Raw genomic sequence first — 14,088 nt, 5'->3', positions numbered from 1 at the left:
AGCAGAAGGGCAGGCCCGTGAACATCGAGATCCCCGAGGGCAAGGACCCGATCCAGTACGTGTGGGGCGAGATGGTGCCGGGCATCGGCCCCGCCGCCTCGAACCTCTCCCTCGCCGTCTACGCGCACACCACCCTCGGGCTCCGCGAGTTCGAGGCCGCCCGGCTGCGCGTCGCCCAGCTCAACGGCTGCCTGTTCTGCCTCGACTGGCGGACGGAGCGCGACGGGCAGAAGGTCGAGGAGGGGTTCGCCGACGCCGTGGCCGAGTGGCGCACCACCGACGCCTTCGACGACCGCACCCGCCTGGCCGCCGAGTACGCCGAGCGGTACATCCTCGACCACCACGGCCTGGACGAGGACTTCTGGACCCGCATGGCCGCCCACTACACCCAGGCCGAGATCGTGGAGCTGAGCATGTGCATCGGCTCTTGGCTGGCCTTCGGCCGCCTCAACCGCGTCCTCGGCCTCGACGCCATGTGCGTCCTGCCCCATTCCTGAGACAGTTCGGCGTGAGGTGCGGGTTCAGTCTTCGTCCTCGATCTCCTCGTTCTCCTCGATGTGGGTCAGTTTGTCGGGGTTGGTGACCGCGTAGACGCCGCGGACGTGGTAGCCGTCCGGGTCCAGGTCGAGGACCATGACGGCGAACGGGGCGTTCTTGTCGAACAGCACCGCGGACGGGTCGCCGTTGACGGTGCGGTAGCAGATGTCCAGCTCACTGAGCCGCTGGGAGGTCGTCCTGGTGATGGTGCGCGCCACCCGGTCGGCCCCCTGGATCGGACGCAGGGCCGCCGTGCCCCTGGCCTTGCCGCCGCCGTCCGTCCACAGCGTCACGTCGGGGGCGAGGATGTCCATCAGCGCGTCGAGGTCGCCGCCGAGCGCGGCCTCGAGGAACCGCTCGGTCGCCTTCCGCTGCACCTTCGGATCGGCCTGGTAGCGGGGGCGGCGGGCGTGGACGTGCTCCCGGGCGCGGTGCGCGAGCTGCCGGACCGCCGCGGGGCTGCGCTCCAGCATCTGCGCTATCTCGGTGTGCGCGTAGCCGAACACCTCGTGCAGGACGAACACCGCCCGCTCCAGCGGGGTGAGCGTCTCCATGACGACCAGTAGCGCCATCGAGACCGCCTCGGTGCGCTCGGCGGACTCGTCCACGTCGTCGCGGGTCACCAGCGGCTCGGGCAGCCACGGCCCCACGTACGTCTCGCGGCGGCGCCTGATCGCGGCCTGCCGCGAGAGCGCCGTGTTGACCGCGACCCGCACCAGGTAGGCGCGCGGATTCTCGATCTCCCCGGGGACGTCGGCGGCGCTGCGGGACGCCCACGCGAGCCAGGCGTCCTGCAGGACGTCCTCGGTGTCGGCGACGCTCCCGAGCATGTTGTAGACCACCGAGAACAGCAGCTCCCGGTGCCCGGCGAACACCTCCGTCGCGATGTCGGCGGCTGTGTCTTCGGACATGGCTCGACCTCCTCTGCGCTCACCCCTCTGAGCTCGGCCGGCCCCCCGAGTGTGACATCCGCCGCACGATTGTGACCTGGCCCACATTTCCGGGCCGCCGCGTCACACTCCCGCCCTCCGATCCGCTCATGGAACGCGAACCGAACCGACCCGGGGGAGTGAACGAGCCCCCGAGCGTCCCGCGCCGGCGGTCGCCGGCGCGGGCCCACCGACCGGAGGCCCGCATGACCGAATCCCCTCCGTCCTTCCTCGCGACGGGACGCGGCAAGCTCACCCTGACCTTGCTGTGCGCCATCGCGTTCCTGGACTTCATCGACGCCTCGATCGTCAACGTGGCGCTGCCCGCGATCCGCGCCGACCTGGGCTTCTCCGTCCAGGACCTGCAGTGGGTCCCGTCCGGCTACCTGCTGACCTACGGCGGCTTCATGCTCCTCGGCGGCCGGCTCGCCGACCTGCTCGGACGCCGCCGGATCGTGGTCGCGGGCACCGTGCTGTTCTCGCTGTCCTCGATCGCGGGCGGGCTCGCCACCTCGCCCGGGACGCTCGTCGCCGCGCGGCTCGCGCAGGGCGTCGGCGCCGCGCTGATGCTGCCCGGCACGCTGTCGATCCTGACGACCACCTTCAAGGAGGGCGGCGACCGGGCGAAGGCGCTCGGCGTGTGGGGCGGAGTCGGCGGCGGCGCCTCCGCCGCCGGGGTCCTGTTCGGCGGGCTGCTCACCGACGGGCCCGGCTGGCGCTGGGTGATGCTCGTGAACGTCCCGGTCTGCGTCCTCGTCATCGCCGGGCTGTTCCTGCTGGTCGAGGGCGACCGGCGCGGCGCCCGGCTCGCGGGCTTCGACGCGCTCGGCACGGTCCTCGTCACCGGCGGGATGCTGCTGCTGGTGTTCACCCTGGTCAAGGCCCCGGAGGTGGGCTGGGACGCGGGCCGCACGATCGGCGGCCTCGCCGGCTCCGCCGCGGTCCTGCTGGCCTTCCTGGTCACCGAGCAGCGCGGCCGGAACCCGCTGCTGCCGCTGTCGATCTTCCGGATCCGGGGGCTGGCCGCCGCGGACGTCACCCAGCTCGTCGCGGTCGCCGGGTTCCTGTCGATGTTCTTCTTCCTGAGCCTCTACATGGTGAACGTCCTCGGCTACTCGCCGCTGGAGACCGGCTCGGCCTACCTGCCGCTCTGCGCGGGCGTGGGCGTCGCGGCGGGCGCGTCCGCCCCGCTGATCGCGCGCGCCGGGACGCGGCCGGTGATGATCTTCGGGCTGCTGCTCGCGGCCGCGGGCATCTACCTGCTGTCGCGCGTCCCAGTGGACGGCCACTACCTCGCCGACCTGCTGCCCGGCCTGATGGTCACCTCGTTCGGGCTCGGCTTCACGTTCGTGGCCGTCACCACCGCGGCCAACGCCAACGTCCCGCCGGACAAGGCCGGGCTGGCGGCTGCGCTGCTCAACGCGTCCCAGCAGATCGGCGGCGCGCTCGGCCTGGCGATCTTCTCTGCGGTCGCCACCGCCCGCACGAACGACCTGCTGGCCGATCGCAGGCCGGTGTCCGAGGCGCTCACCGGCGGGTTCTCCCGCGCGCTGCTGGCCAGCTCGCTCTTCCTGGTCGCCGCGGCCGTCGTCGCCCTCCGCGCCGCCAACAGCCGCGGCGAGGCGTCCGCGATGGAACCGGAGAAGAAGCCCGGCCCCGTCCCGGTCACTTAGCGGAGACTCCGTTGGCGCCGGGGACGCGGATCAGGGACGCCCCGAACAGCACGACCAGCCCGGACATCGCCAGCACGAACTGCGACGGCGACAGGCCGAGCGGGGCCGCGCCGGCCTTCCTCAGGAGGTCGGCCGCGGCCCCGGCCAGCAGCGCGGCCAGCGCCAGGCCGAAGCGCAGGACGGCGTGGAAGGCCGTGAGGGCCAGGTTCCGGTTGACCCCGCTGAGCGCCTCCTGGAGGTAGGTGATCCCGCCCACCAGCGCACTGGTCGCCGCCGCGCCGAACAGCACGGCCCCGATGAACGCCCAGGTCACCGTCCCCAGCAGGGCCATAAGGAAGATCACCACACCCTGCACGGCCGTCCCGGCCCGGATCTGCACCGACAGGTTCCGCACCTTGCGGTGGATGATCAGCAGCCCGACGAGCGCGCCCACGCCGAACAGCACCACGAGCGTCCCGAACCCCACCGGGCCCGCGGCCAGGACGTTCCGCACGAACACCACGCCCAGCGAGAACAGCGCGCCCAGCCCGAGCGACACCACCGCCACCCCCGGCAGGACCCCGCGCACCACGGGCAGGCGCAGGCCCGAGAGCAGGCCGCGGGACGACGTCTCCTGCTCGGTGCGCTCCATCTCCCGCCGCTCGGCGGGCCCCGGACCGAGGTCGGGAATCGAGCGGATGGCGAAGTAGCAGGCCAGGTACGTCAGGGCGTCCAGCCAGAACACCACCGCGTAGCGCCAGTTGCCGTGCAGGCCGACGTTCTCCGAGAACAGCAGGATCAGGCCGAACGCGCCGGCGCCCACCGGGATCATCCCGTACGAGGTGGCCATCGTGATGCCGTTGGCGATCTCCAGCGTGCCCGTGTCGTGCCGGTTCTCCTCGTCCTCGATGAGGAACGGGATCGACGCGTCCCGGGCCGGCAGGAAGATCAGCCCCGCCACCTCGATCATGAAGGCCCAGAAGTACACCCACACCAGCCACGGCACGATCGGCAGCGCCAGCGCCATGCCCGTCTGGACGAGGGTCGCCCACATCATGACGCTGCGCCGCCGCCAGCGCGTCACCACCCGCGCCGCCACCGGCGCGCCCAGCGCGGACGGGAGCAGCCGCAGCACCAGCACGCCGCCGACGGCCGTCGTGGAGTCGCTGAGCAGCAGCACGAAGTACATCAGCGCCAGGGTGCCCATCCAGTCGCCGAACGAGGAGACCGTCTGGCCGACGATGAGCCGCCGGAAGTCGCGCTTGTTCAGCTGCTCCCTGAGTCCCATGCGGGCTCCATCCCCGGTGTGTCGTGCTTCGGCGGCGCTTCGGGGGCGGAGTCCTTCAGCAGGCCGGCGAGCCGGGCAGCGGCGGCGTCCCAGCTCCACCGCTCGCATGTCCATCGCCGTCCGGCGGCCCCCATCGCGGCGGCGCGCTCGGGGGAGCCGAGCAGGCGGTGCAGGGCGAGGGCGATCTCGTCCGGGCCGGCGGCGTCGACCAGCACGCCCGTCCGGCCGTTGATCAGGGACTCGGGGCTGCCGCCGGACCGCCCCACCACCACCGGCAGCCCCGACGCCGACGCCTCCAGCACCGACAGGCCCAGCCCCTCGGTCTGGAGCCCCGCCCGGTCGTCGCGGCACGGCAGCGTGAACACGTCGGCGGCGGCGTAGTAGCGCGGCAGCTCCGCTGCGGAGACGGGCCCGGTCACCGTGACCGTCCCCGGCACCTCCCGGTCCGCAAGCTCGATGAGCCTGCGCCGCATCGGACCGTCCCCGACGATCACCAGCCGGGCGTCCGGACGGCGCCGCACCACGTCGGCCCATGCACGGATCAGCATGTCATGGCCCTTGCGCCGGACGAGCCGCGCGACGCTCAGCACCACCGGCCCGTTCCCGAGCCCGTGCCGGCGGCGCACCGCCGACCCGTCCAGCCCCGGACGGAACCGCACGGTGTCGACGGCCCCGGCGAGCCGCGCCAGCCGCGTCCGGTCGCCGACCGCGGCCTGGAGCTCCGGCAGCGTGGTCGCGCTGAGGTGGGTGAGGACGTCGAACGACCGCGCCGCAGCCCGGAGCGCCACCCGCGTCGGCGGCGCCCGGAACCACCCCAGCTCCTGCCCGTGCGCGGACCCGACCAGCCACCGCACCCCGGCCGCCCGCACCAGCGGCGCGTACATCCCGAACGGCGCCGCCGCCGTGATCCACCCGGCCTCGACCCGGTGCCGGACGACGAGCCGCCGCAGCCCGCGGAACAGCAGATACCCGTGCCGCCGGACGACGGGGAACGCGAGGGCCGCGTCGAACTCCGCGGACCCCGGCCACGCGGGCGCCACGACGACCACCCGGTCCACGGGCAGCCTCCGGACCAGCTCCCACGTGAACGTCTGAACGCCGCCGGGCTCCGGTGGAAAGTGCCCGGTCAGCACCAGCGTCCGCGGTATCTCCATGCGACGACGATTTCCCGTCCAGAGGCCCCCCAACCAATCCACCAGGCCACTGACCGCTTTGTCGCTTTGCAGCTCCCTGACCTGACTCGTGCGATCCGGCCGAAGTCCCACAACATCCTTAAAAGGAACGTCAGAACGTCAGGGGTAAATGTCATGATGTGGCAAAGGCGACAGGCGGGCGGAGCGGGGGACGGGGTGTCCAGAAGGTCGCAGGAACGGGAGCACAGGCCGGTCCCGGAGCTGATCACGGGACTGGCTTCGCGCGTCCGCGAGGGGCGGATCCGCCTCCCCAAGTTCCAGCGTGAGTTCGTCTGGACTCGGGAGCAGGTGCTCGACCTTCTGGACTCGATCGCGCGCAACTACCCGATCGGCAGCCTCCTGCTGTGGCGCAGCGATCTTCCCCTCGCGAGCGAACGCACCATCGCTGGCCTTGCGATCGACGTCCGCGAGGACGAGGACGTCACCGCCTACCTCCTCGACGGCTGCCAGCGGCTGTCCACGATCTGCGGCGCGCTCCACTGGGAGCCGGACGACCCGCGGAGTAACTGGAACCTCGCATACGACCTGCGGGAAGAGCGCTTTCTGCACCGCGATGATCTCGACGACCCGCCGGCCTACCAGGTCCCGCTCCGCTTCCTGACCGATCCGTCCGCTTTCTTCAAACGGGTCATGAAGCTCCCTGAAGAGCAGCAGGCCCGAGCGGACCTCCTGTTCAACCGATTCACCCAGTACGAGGTCGCCGTGGTGACCCTCGAAAAGACGTCGTTCACCGAGGTCGGCCGCATCTTCGAACGCGTCAACACGCGGGGGACGCCGCTCACGACCGTGGAGTTCGTCCGCGCCGCCACCTGGACCGACGAGTTCGACCTGCTCGATGCGATCGACGGCGTCCGCGCAGTCCTGGCACGCAAGCATTACGGACGGATCGACCGGCAACTGCTGCTCAGGGCGATCTCCGCCGCCGCAGACCTCGGGTTCTCCACGAGGGACCTCGAAGGGCTGCCCGCCCTGCCGCACGAGAAGCTGACCTCGGCCATCGCAGAGACCGGGGACGCAGCACGCCGCGCCGTGGACTTCCTCACCACCGAGATCGGCACACCGACCGCCGAGGCGCTCCCGTATCCGAACCAGCTCGCGGTCGTCATCGAGATCTTCCGGCGGCTCCCGAAGCCCGACGCGCGCCAGTTCACCGCCATCCGCAGCTGGTTCTGGAAGACGGCGCTGACCGCCTACTACGACGGCTGGAACGCCCGGAAGATGAGCGACGACCTCGCCGCCGTCGCCGCGTTCGCCTCCGGTGCGGCCAAGAACATCGCTGTGGACACGCCGCCCCTCAGCGTCGGGCTCTGGAAGTCTCAGCAGTACAGGCGCGACAGCGGCAGGACGAAGGCGTTCGCTCTGCTCCTGGCGGCCGCAGGACTGCGCGACCTGCGCACGGGGCAGCGGATCGACACCGGCCGTGCCCTGGCCATGTCCAACGACATGCAATACCACCACTTCTTCCCGAAGGCGTGGCTGATGCGCGAAGGGCTCGCCTATGAACGGGCGAACACGCTGGTCAACATCGTCATGTTGACCGCGATCAGCAATCAGGCCGTGGCCGACCAGGCCCCCGCCGCCTACCTCAAGGACGAGATCGACTTCAGCGGAGAAGAGGAGATCCGCGCGCGGCTCGAAAGCCTTCTGGTGTCACCGCCGGCGTACGACGCGGCAGTGCGCGGTGACTATTCCGCGTTCCAGGACGCACGTGCCGAGACGCTTCTCTCCTGGGCCCAGGAACTCGTCGGGGGCGCCGCGATCGCCGAGACGCCGGACGAGGAGCTCGATCCGGATGTGACCCGGCGGCTGACGGAGGTCGAGGTCACCGACACCGATACCGACGACTGAGCCTGCCGCGCTCTGTCGCCCCCGTCTGCTGTCCTTCTGGGGGAGGTACGAGATGCGGGTCAAGGATCTGCCCGAGTCGGACAGGCCTCGCGAGCGCCTGCTCCGCCAGGGCCCTCGCGCTCTGGCGGACCGAGAGCTGCTGGCGCTGGTCCTCGGCGCCGGGCGGCCGGGCCGCGATGCGATCGAATTGGCCGCCAGACTGATCGACGATCAGGGCTGTCTCGCGACCCTGGCAGGTGCTGACGCCCACACTCTGAGCCGCCTGCCGGGGATCGGCCCGGCCAGAGCGGCTCGCGTCGCCGCCGCCTTCGAGCTGGCGCGGCGCGCGGCGAAGGGCAAGGAGCGCCGAAGGATCCGAGGCTCGGCGGACCTCGCAGCCGTGGCAGCGCCGCTTCTGCGCGGCCTGCGACACGAGAGGGTCGTGGTCGTCGCATGCGACACCGGCGGGGGAGTACTGCGTGTCGTCCCGCTGACCGAGGGCGCCACCGACCGAAGCCTTATTCCTGTCCGGGACGTGCTGACCGCGGTACTCGCGACTGGCGGCGCCGCGTTCGGTGTGGCGCACAACCATCCCAGTGGACGTCTTGAGCCCAGCGTGTCCGACCGCCGGGCGACGGAGGCGCTGCGTGACGCCGCCGAAACGGTCGGCCTGCGCTTCATGGACCACGTAATCGTCACCGAGACCGCCTGGACCCGCGTGACCTGACCAGGCCGTCCCAAATGCTTGTCGGGTGGTCGAGCGCCGACCGGACCAGGCCACCCGCACACCCGCCCGACAACCCCGGCGGCCCCGGCCAACCGTCCCGGCTGGAGAGCCCCGCGGTCACCCGGTCGGTGCGTGTTGGTGCTCTGTGGCTCGCATGGCCAAGGCGGTGAGCCTCTGGGCGAGGAGCTCCGGGGAGCGTGCTTCGATCAACCGGTCCGGCAGGCCCGGGACGAACGCCCACCATGACCGCGTGTAGATCCCGTACCAGACCTGCAAACCGGGGATCCAGTACGCCAGGCCGGCGGCCGGGTTCATCGGCTCAGCTCCCCGGTGGACGGCTGAGCGGCCAGCGCCTCGCGTAGTTCCTTCTCGGAGTCGGCGATGACGGTCGCGGGCAGGCCCGGCCTCGGGTCACGTCGAACCGCACCCCAGTACGCGCCCTGCTGGGATATCCACACCATCAAGGCGGGGAAGTCCCGCTCGATCTCGGCCGTTCTCGCATCTTTCATTCGCTGACCTGTCTCTCGCGGCCGAACTCGTCGGCGTGCGTCTGATTCCTGAGACAGGTTGCGGTCGAGTAATTACTCTGGGCAACGAAGCCGTTGTAACTGGACGTCCACCCCCGACGCCCCCGCCAACCGAGTGCCGGAGGCCCCCTGCCATGGCCGGTGACCAGCAAGACCCCGACGCGCTGCGCGTCTACTTCAGCGAAGAGCTTCGCCGGATGCGCCAGCGCGCGAAGCTGTCCCAGAGCCAGCTCGCGAACGCCCTGGGCTGCACCCCGCAGTGGATCTGCCAACTGGAGAAAGCGGACAAGACCGTCTCCGAGCAGACGGCCCTCGACCTGGACACCTACTTCAAGACCGACGGCTGGGACCACGACGAAGGCCACTTCCAGCGCATCCACAAGACCATCCGCCGCGCCGGCCGCCACCGCGTCCTGCGCCCCGGCTTCAAGACGTACCTGGAGTACGAGCCCAAGGCCATTGGGATTCGGTGCTTCGCGGCTCAGATCCTGCCCGGTCTACTGCAGATCGAAAACTACGCTCGCGCGATCATGGATCCAAGCGAACCTGTGGAAACGCTGGATGCGCGTGTCGCGAGCCGTATGGAGCGGCAGACCCTCCTCACCCGTGAGAAGCCTGCGATGGCGGCGTTCATCCTGGACGAGTCGGTATTCCGGCGGCCTGTCGGCGGCGCGGAGGTGATGAGGAAGCAGATCGATCACCTCATCTCCATGGCGCGACTGCCTCATGTGCAGCTGTTGATCATGCCCTTCGAGCGGATCACGCCCGAAGCGCTCTCGGGGGGACTGATCCTGCTGAGCTTTGAGAAGGACGCAGACCTGGTCTACATCGAGTCGGGAGCAATCGGACAACTGATCGACGACAAGGATGAGGTCTTCATGACGGGAGTGTACTTAAATAGGATGATGGGTGACGCTCTGAGCCGACTTGAGACCATCGAGTTCATGTGCCAGGCCAAGGAGGTCTACCTGTGAGCACAACAAAGCAAGTGACTCTGCGATGGCGAAAGAGCACCTACAGCAACGGTGTAGGTGGAGAGTGCGTAGAACTTGCCGCCTTGCCAGGACAAGTTTTGATCCGTGACTCCAAGGACCCGGATGGCGCCCGGCTCAGGCTCACCTCGGTGGCGGCGCGTGACCTCCTGAGCCGACTACGAGCAGAGTTGTCGTGAATCGACGGCGTCAACGCTTGCCTCTGTGACCGCAAGAGCGGTTACAGTGACGGGGCGGGCGGCAAGTATGTAGATTTCACCGCTGCCTCAAGGTCGCGTTAAGGGATCAGAGTTGTCCGCTAAATGCCTTGTTTAGTAGTGATGGTTTGACTGCGGCGATTGCTTCGGCTTGAATATTTGCTTTGACGCCTGTTGTGATCGCATCTAGTGTGCGGGCCATCCGATGCTGGGTATCGAGTGGTGGCAACGGAATCTGTTGAGCCTCAAACTTCTTGATGCCGAGGGTTTTGTTTCTTCCGGCGGAGCCGGGTGAGGCTCTGCGAATCACCTCAAGTCCAGGCTTGCAGGTGAAGTAATGCCGAAGGTATGAGGGATCTGCGAGATCTTCGTTCACTTGGTAGGTCATAAATCGATGGCTGCCAATGAAGCCCGCTTCGGCTGCACTGGCTAGTGCGACTGCCCCTTCCCAGGCGAAGACATTGCTGAAGAGCAGATCGCCCGGCTCGATAGCGAAAACTTTTTTGCTGCCGATGTCGTCGCTGCTGACTGGTTCTTTGTGGAATACGCCCTTACCGAAGGACTTTATGCCGATCTCTCGATAGGTCTTTCCGGATTGTGGGGCAATGGGGCGCCGAATCAAGGTTATAACTTCGCCCACCGCCTTGGTGGTCTTGGCCGACTTCACTGCGTCCCAAATAAGGGATTCGCCTAGCGCCTCGCACAGTTCGCTGCGATATGCTCTAAGTGTCACCACCTGCTCGAACTTCATAAGAAGGGCGTCTAGGCGGGCGGCGATGCGGCGCTGCTCCTTCAGATCTGGCAGCGGCACAGGGGTTGCCATGAGTGTAGCCGGGGTAGTCCGCTTTCGACGGACCATCGAGCCTCGTGGCGTGAGGCGATCCCATAGAGTTGGCCAGGCGACCAGGTGCTTAATATAGGCGGGGTCGGCAACATCTCTGTTGATGTCAAATGCGGGATATTCTGGGGACACATGGGCCCCAGAAAATTCGTCAGGGACTACCGCCAGTGCACCTTCCCAAGCATTAAGCTTGCTCATCACCAGCTGGTCAGTCTCAAGACGAGTAAAAGTGGAGTATGCCGTCTGTGCCCCCGTAATTGTTGGTCTCTTGATCAGACCTCGTCCGAAGCTGTATATGCCGGCGATGCGATACTCTTCGTCGGCGCTGACCGAGATTCGCTTCGGGCTTGGTCGAATTGCGTCGCCGAACGCACGCTCGGAGAGCGTCATTATATCCCCTCCAAGTCGTTCTGGAGCGAAGTGAGGAGGTTGAGGATCTTGTTCTCCGTAGATATCAGTTCGGTGAGTAGTTCAGAGGGAGGGCGATGGCCTAGATCGTCCTCTTCCTCGGGGTTGGTGAGATTGAGGTTATATTCATTGGCGGTGAGGTCGGCGATGGAGACGCGCCATGCATGGGTGTTTGTCTCTCGGCCGATTCTTTCCTTGCCGCCCCACCACTCGGCACATTCCGCGAATTCCTCATTGCTCATGGGTCTGGTTTTTGCGTAGCCCTTGCGGCCCTCGGGCGGGTCGATCTGGTAGAACCAGGTCTCCTTAGTGGGGCCCGTCTTGTCGAAGAACAGCAGGTTCGCCGGGATCTGCGTGTAGGGCGCGAATACACCTTGCGGAAGCCGGACGATGGTGTGCAGGTTGCACTCCTCCAGCAGCTTCTTCTTGATCTTGGTGCCGATGCCCTCACCGAAGAGGGCGCCGTTCGGCAGGACGATGGCGCAGCGACCGTCAGGCTTGAGCTTCCTGATTACCTCGTGCAGGAAGAGCCAGGCCGTCTCGCGGGTCTGATAGCCCTTCGGGAACGCCTTGGCGATCGAGGCCTCCTCCTCACCGCCGAACGGCGGATTGGTGAGGATCACGTCCACGCGGCTGCTTGGCCCGGTCTCGTTGCGCATGTGCCGGAGCGCGTTCGTGTGCAGGATGTTCGGTTCGGTGATGCCGTGCAGGATCAGGTTCATCATGCACAGCAGGTAGGGGAGCGGCTTCTTCTCGATGCCCCGCAGGTCGCGCCAGAGCTTCTCCTGCTGGAGGATTCCGAGCTTCTGGCCGTCGGGCAGCTCTGTCAGCTCCGTGTAGGCCTCGACAAGGAAGCCTCCGGTGCCGCAGGCGGGGTCGAGGATCGTCTCGCCGAGTTCCAGGAACGTCTGCTTGACCATGAAACGGATGACAGGGCGCGGAGTGTAGAACTCGCCGGAGTCCCCGGCCGCGTCCCGCACCTCCTTCAGGAGCGACTCGTACAGGTACGCCATCGTGTGGATGTCGTCGCTGGACGTAAAGTTGATGTTGTTGATCTGGTTGATCAGGTCGCGGAGGAGATAGCCCGACGCCATCCGGTTCTGGACGCCCTCGAAGACCTGGCCGAGGACGTTGCGCGGGTCGCCCGGCTGGTCGCTCTTGAGGTCGCTCAGGTACGGGAGTAGTTCCTCGTTGACGAACTTGAGAAGGTCGTCGCCGGTGAGCTCCTTGTCCTCGGCCCATTTTCTCCACTGGTACTTGGGCTCGATCGCGGGGCGGAAGTCGTCCTGTTCCGCCATCTTGCGCTGCTTCTCCAGCGCGTCGAAGGCGCGGAGGAACAGCAGCCAAGACAGCAGCGGCAGCCGGTCCAGGTCGCCATTCAGGCCGGCGTCCTTGCGCATGATGTCGCGGGCCGACTTGATGACGGAACCGAGTCTCGCGCGCGAGCTGGTGTCCTCGGTCTTCTTCTTCGCTGAAGCCATGGCGGGGTCAGATTTCCGTTTCCGTGGTGAGGGTCTGCGCCCAGAACTTGCGGACGAGATCGAGCGCGGTCGCGAGCTTCGGTTCGGCGAGCGTCCGATCCTCGGCGAGTCTCGGATACTCCGTCGCCCAGATGGGCGGCGGGTCGGGGATGTCCGGCGGTACCGGATGGACGGCACGGGCCGCGAACACGTGCTTCACCACATCCAGCAAGGACCGGTCCGGGGGAAGGCCGTCCTCGATCAACAGGACCATGTCCACGAGGTCCTTGACCCTCGTGTTCGGCCGTTCGCCGTAGTCGCGGGTCAGGGCGTGCAGCTTCTCCGCGAAGTGCTGGCGCCGGTCTACCGACTCGATGGTGCGGGCGGGCACGTCCGCGAAGTCGAGGAAGCCGGGCAAGGTGATGCGTTCTGTGGCCGCGAGTTCTTCGCCGCGCAGAACGACGTCCAACCTGATCGTCGCGAACGACTTGCCGGCGAGCGCGGCGTCGACAGAGAACCGCCAGCCGGGACGTCCGGCCGAATCGGGCTCCAGGGCCGTGGGCGGCCGGACGGTGAAGGTGAAGCGGTCACCGTCCACGTCCACGGCGAGTGTCTCGATCAGCTCCTCGCGCAGGGCCACGCCGTCATTCGGTCCGCCCAGCAGTGCGAGGTCGAGGTCCTTCGTCGCGCGGGCGCGGACCCCGAGGCGGAACTCCAGGGACGCGCCTCCTTTGAGGACCCACCCCCGTTCGGCCGCGGACAGCCGCGCGCCGATCCGGTCGAACACCGCCACGCGGCGCAGGCGGCTGAGATCGGTACCGGTCTCTTCTGCCCGCTGCTTGAGCCGGGCCTCCAAGGCGCGCCGGAGATCGACAGCGGTCGCGTACCTCCTCATGCGCGTTCCGCCTGGAAGGCCCGCTCTATCGCGAGCTCGGCGCGTGCCCCCAGATGCTGCGCGGCGCGCAGGAGCTGCCCTTTGGTCGCGGCTCCGCGGTCGAGCAGTTCGGCGACGGCGGAGTCGATCGCATCCTGGTCGAGCCCGTCGGCGGCGGACTCCGCGATGGCGCGGACGGGAGTGGTCACCCGGAACCCTTCATGTTCTTCGATCTCCTCGGGGGAAAGCTCGGCGCGGTGGACCACCACCGCCGGGTCACGCTGCCGGAATCCCGGCGGGACCGTCAGGTGGATCTCGGCGGGGTTGGCGATGCCCAGGTCGTGCACGCCGAGGGCGGTTCCGTGGGACACCACGGCCAGGTCACGGCTCCAGAGCGTCCAGCGGACGAGGTGGTCGTTCTCACCGGTCGGCAGGTCGGCGAACTCGCGGAAGCGGTAGACCCCTCGATCGACGCGCGTCCAGTTGCCGCGCTGCACGTGGAAGTACTGCGACTGGTAGGAGTAACCGTCCTCAAGTGCTTGGGCGGCGGTGAAGTAGCCGCGCTGACGCGCCGCCCGGCGCCACAGCCGGGCGCGAGGCTCGTCGTCCCGCTGCCGCATGCGGCCACCCTATCGG

15 protein-coding genes are annotated in these 14,088 nt (G+C 68.1%); 6 read left to right on the top strand and 9 right to left on the bottom strand.

Annotated elements, in window-relative coordinates:
• Window positions 1-17: 17 nt before the first annotated feature.
• Complete coding sequence (locus AB0C21_RS42175) at window positions 18-497, top strand: carboxymuconolactone decarboxylase family protein (protein ID WP_500212027.1); 480 nt, start codon at window positions 18-20, stop codon at window positions 495-497.
• 24 nt (window positions 498-521) lie between these two features.
• Here the strand turns inward: AB0C21_RS42175 and sigJ are convergent, their stop codons facing one another.
• On the bottom strand, window positions 522-1,448 hold the full coding sequence (sigJ, locus tag AB0C21_RS42170) for an RNA polymerase sigma factor SigJ (RefSeq protein WP_500212025.1): 927 nt from the start codon (window positions 1,446-1,448) through the stop codon (window positions 522-524).
• Window positions 1,449-1,672: 224 nt separating this feature from the next.
• Here sigJ and AB0C21_RS42165 point away from each other — a divergent pair, with 224 nt between their 5' ends.
• A complete protein-coding gene (locus AB0C21_RS42165; protein WP_500212023.1) occupies window positions 1,673-3,139 on the top strand; it encodes an MFS transporter in 1,467 nt (488 codons plus the stop codon).
• On the opposite strand, the gene AB0C21_RS42160 is transcribed toward AB0C21_RS42165, so the two are convergent.
• A complete protein-coding gene (locus AB0C21_RS42160; RefSeq protein WP_500212021.1) occupies window positions 3,132-4,406 on the bottom strand; it encodes an MFS transporter in 1,275 nt (424 codons plus the stop codon). The genes AB0C21_RS42165 and AB0C21_RS42160 overlap by 8 nt on opposite strands.
• Window positions 4,385-5,560 carry a glycosyltransferase family 4 protein gene (locus tag AB0C21_RS42155; RefSeq protein ID WP_500212019.1) on the bottom strand — a complete coding sequence of 392 codons (1,176 nt, stop codon included), beginning with the start codon at window positions 5,558-5,560 and terminating at the stop codon, window positions 4,385-4,387. Before AB0C21_RS42155 ends, AB0C21_RS42160 begins: the two co-directional genes overlap by 22 nt.
• Window positions 5,561-5,755: 195 nt before the next feature.
• Between AB0C21_RS42155 and AB0C21_RS42150 the strand changes: the two genes are divergently transcribed.
• Window positions 5,756-7,447 (top strand): GmrSD restriction endonuclease domain-containing protein, encoded by a 1,692-nt coding sequence (locus tag AB0C21_RS42150; RefSeq protein WP_500212017.1) that lies wholly within the window; start codon window positions 5,756-5,758, stop codon window positions 7,445-7,447.
• Between the two features lie 52 nt (window positions 7,448-7,499).
• Window positions 7,500-8,153 carry a JAB domain-containing protein gene (locus tag AB0C21_RS42145; RefSeq protein WP_500212015.1) on the top strand — a complete coding sequence of 218 codons (654 nt, stop codon included), beginning with the start codon at window positions 7,500-7,502 and terminating at the stop codon, window positions 8,151-8,153.
• A gap of 117 nt (window positions 8,154-8,270) precedes the next feature.
• Here AB0C21_RS42145 and AB0C21_RS42140 read toward each other — a convergent pair whose 3' ends face one another.
• The gene (locus AB0C21_RS42140; RefSeq protein ID WP_500212013.1) at window positions 8,271-8,468 is read right to left on the bottom strand and encodes a hypothetical protein; all 198 of its coding nucleotides are present in this window, start codon (window positions 8,466-8,468) and stop codon (window positions 8,271-8,273) included.
• Window positions 8,465-8,662, bottom strand: coding sequence for a hypothetical protein (locus AB0C21_RS42135; protein WP_500212011.1), 198 nt, complete (start codon window positions 8,660-8,662; stop codon window positions 8,465-8,467). Before AB0C21_RS42135 ends, AB0C21_RS42140 begins: the two co-directional genes overlap by 4 nt.
• Window positions 8,663-8,814: 152 nt before the next feature.
• Between AB0C21_RS42135 and AB0C21_RS42130 the strand changes: the two genes are divergently transcribed.
• Both AB0C21_RS42130 and AB0C21_RS42125 read left to right on the top strand, forming a co-directional pair.
• Complete coding sequence (locus tag AB0C21_RS42130; protein ID WP_500212009.1) at window positions 8,815-9,654, top strand: helix-turn-helix domain-containing protein; 840 nt, start codon at window positions 8,815-8,817, stop codon at window positions 9,652-9,654.
• Window positions 9,627-9,851 (top strand): DUF397 domain-containing protein, encoded by a 225-nt coding sequence (locus AB0C21_RS42125; RefSeq protein ID WP_500212007.1) that lies wholly within the window; start codon window positions 9,627-9,629, stop codon window positions 9,849-9,851. The genes AB0C21_RS42130 and AB0C21_RS42125 overlap by 28 nt, the downstream gene beginning before the upstream one ends.
• Before the next feature lie 106 nt (window positions 9,852-9,957).
• Here the strand turns inward: AB0C21_RS42125 and AB0C21_RS42120 are convergent, their stop codons facing one another.
• The 4 genes from AB0C21_RS42120 to AB0C21_RS42105 are packed head-to-tail and all read right to left on the bottom strand — an operon-like array spanning window position 9,958 to window position 14,072.
• Entirely contained in the window at window positions 9,958-11,100 is a 1,143-nt protein-coding gene (locus AB0C21_RS42120; protein WP_500212005.1) for a restriction endonuclease subunit S, read from the bottom strand.
• The gene (locus AB0C21_RS42115; protein WP_500212003.1) at window positions 11,100-12,599 is read right to left on the bottom strand and encodes a class I SAM-dependent DNA methyltransferase; all 1,500 of its coding nucleotides are present in this window, start codon (window positions 12,597-12,599) and stop codon (window positions 11,100-11,102) included. The genes AB0C21_RS42120 and AB0C21_RS42115 overlap by 1 nt, the downstream gene beginning before the upstream one ends.
• 7 nt (window positions 12,600-12,606) lie before the next feature.
• The gene (locus AB0C21_RS42110) at window positions 12,607-13,473 is read right to left on the bottom strand and encodes a nucleotidyl transferase AbiEii/AbiGii toxin family protein (RefSeq protein WP_500212001.1); all 867 of its coding nucleotides are present in this window, start codon (window positions 13,471-13,473) and stop codon (window positions 12,607-12,609) included.
• On the bottom strand, window positions 13,470-14,072 hold the full coding sequence (locus AB0C21_RS42105; RefSeq protein WP_500211999.1) for a type IV toxin-antitoxin system AbiEi family antitoxin domain-containing protein: 603 nt from the start codon (window positions 14,070-14,072) through the stop codon (window positions 13,470-13,472). The genes AB0C21_RS42110 and AB0C21_RS42105 overlap by 4 nt, the downstream gene beginning before the upstream one ends.
• Window positions 14,073-14,088: the final 16 nt, after the last annotated feature.

It is taken from the genome of Spirillospora sp. NPDC049024, from assembly GCF_040649235.1.
In the GTDB taxonomy this organism is placed as follows: Bacteria; Actinomycetota; Actinomycetes; order Streptosporangiales; family Streptosporangiaceae; genus Spirillospora.
Note: the sequence above shows the minus strand (reverse complement) of the source record. Positions and strands in the feature narration are given on the sequence as shown.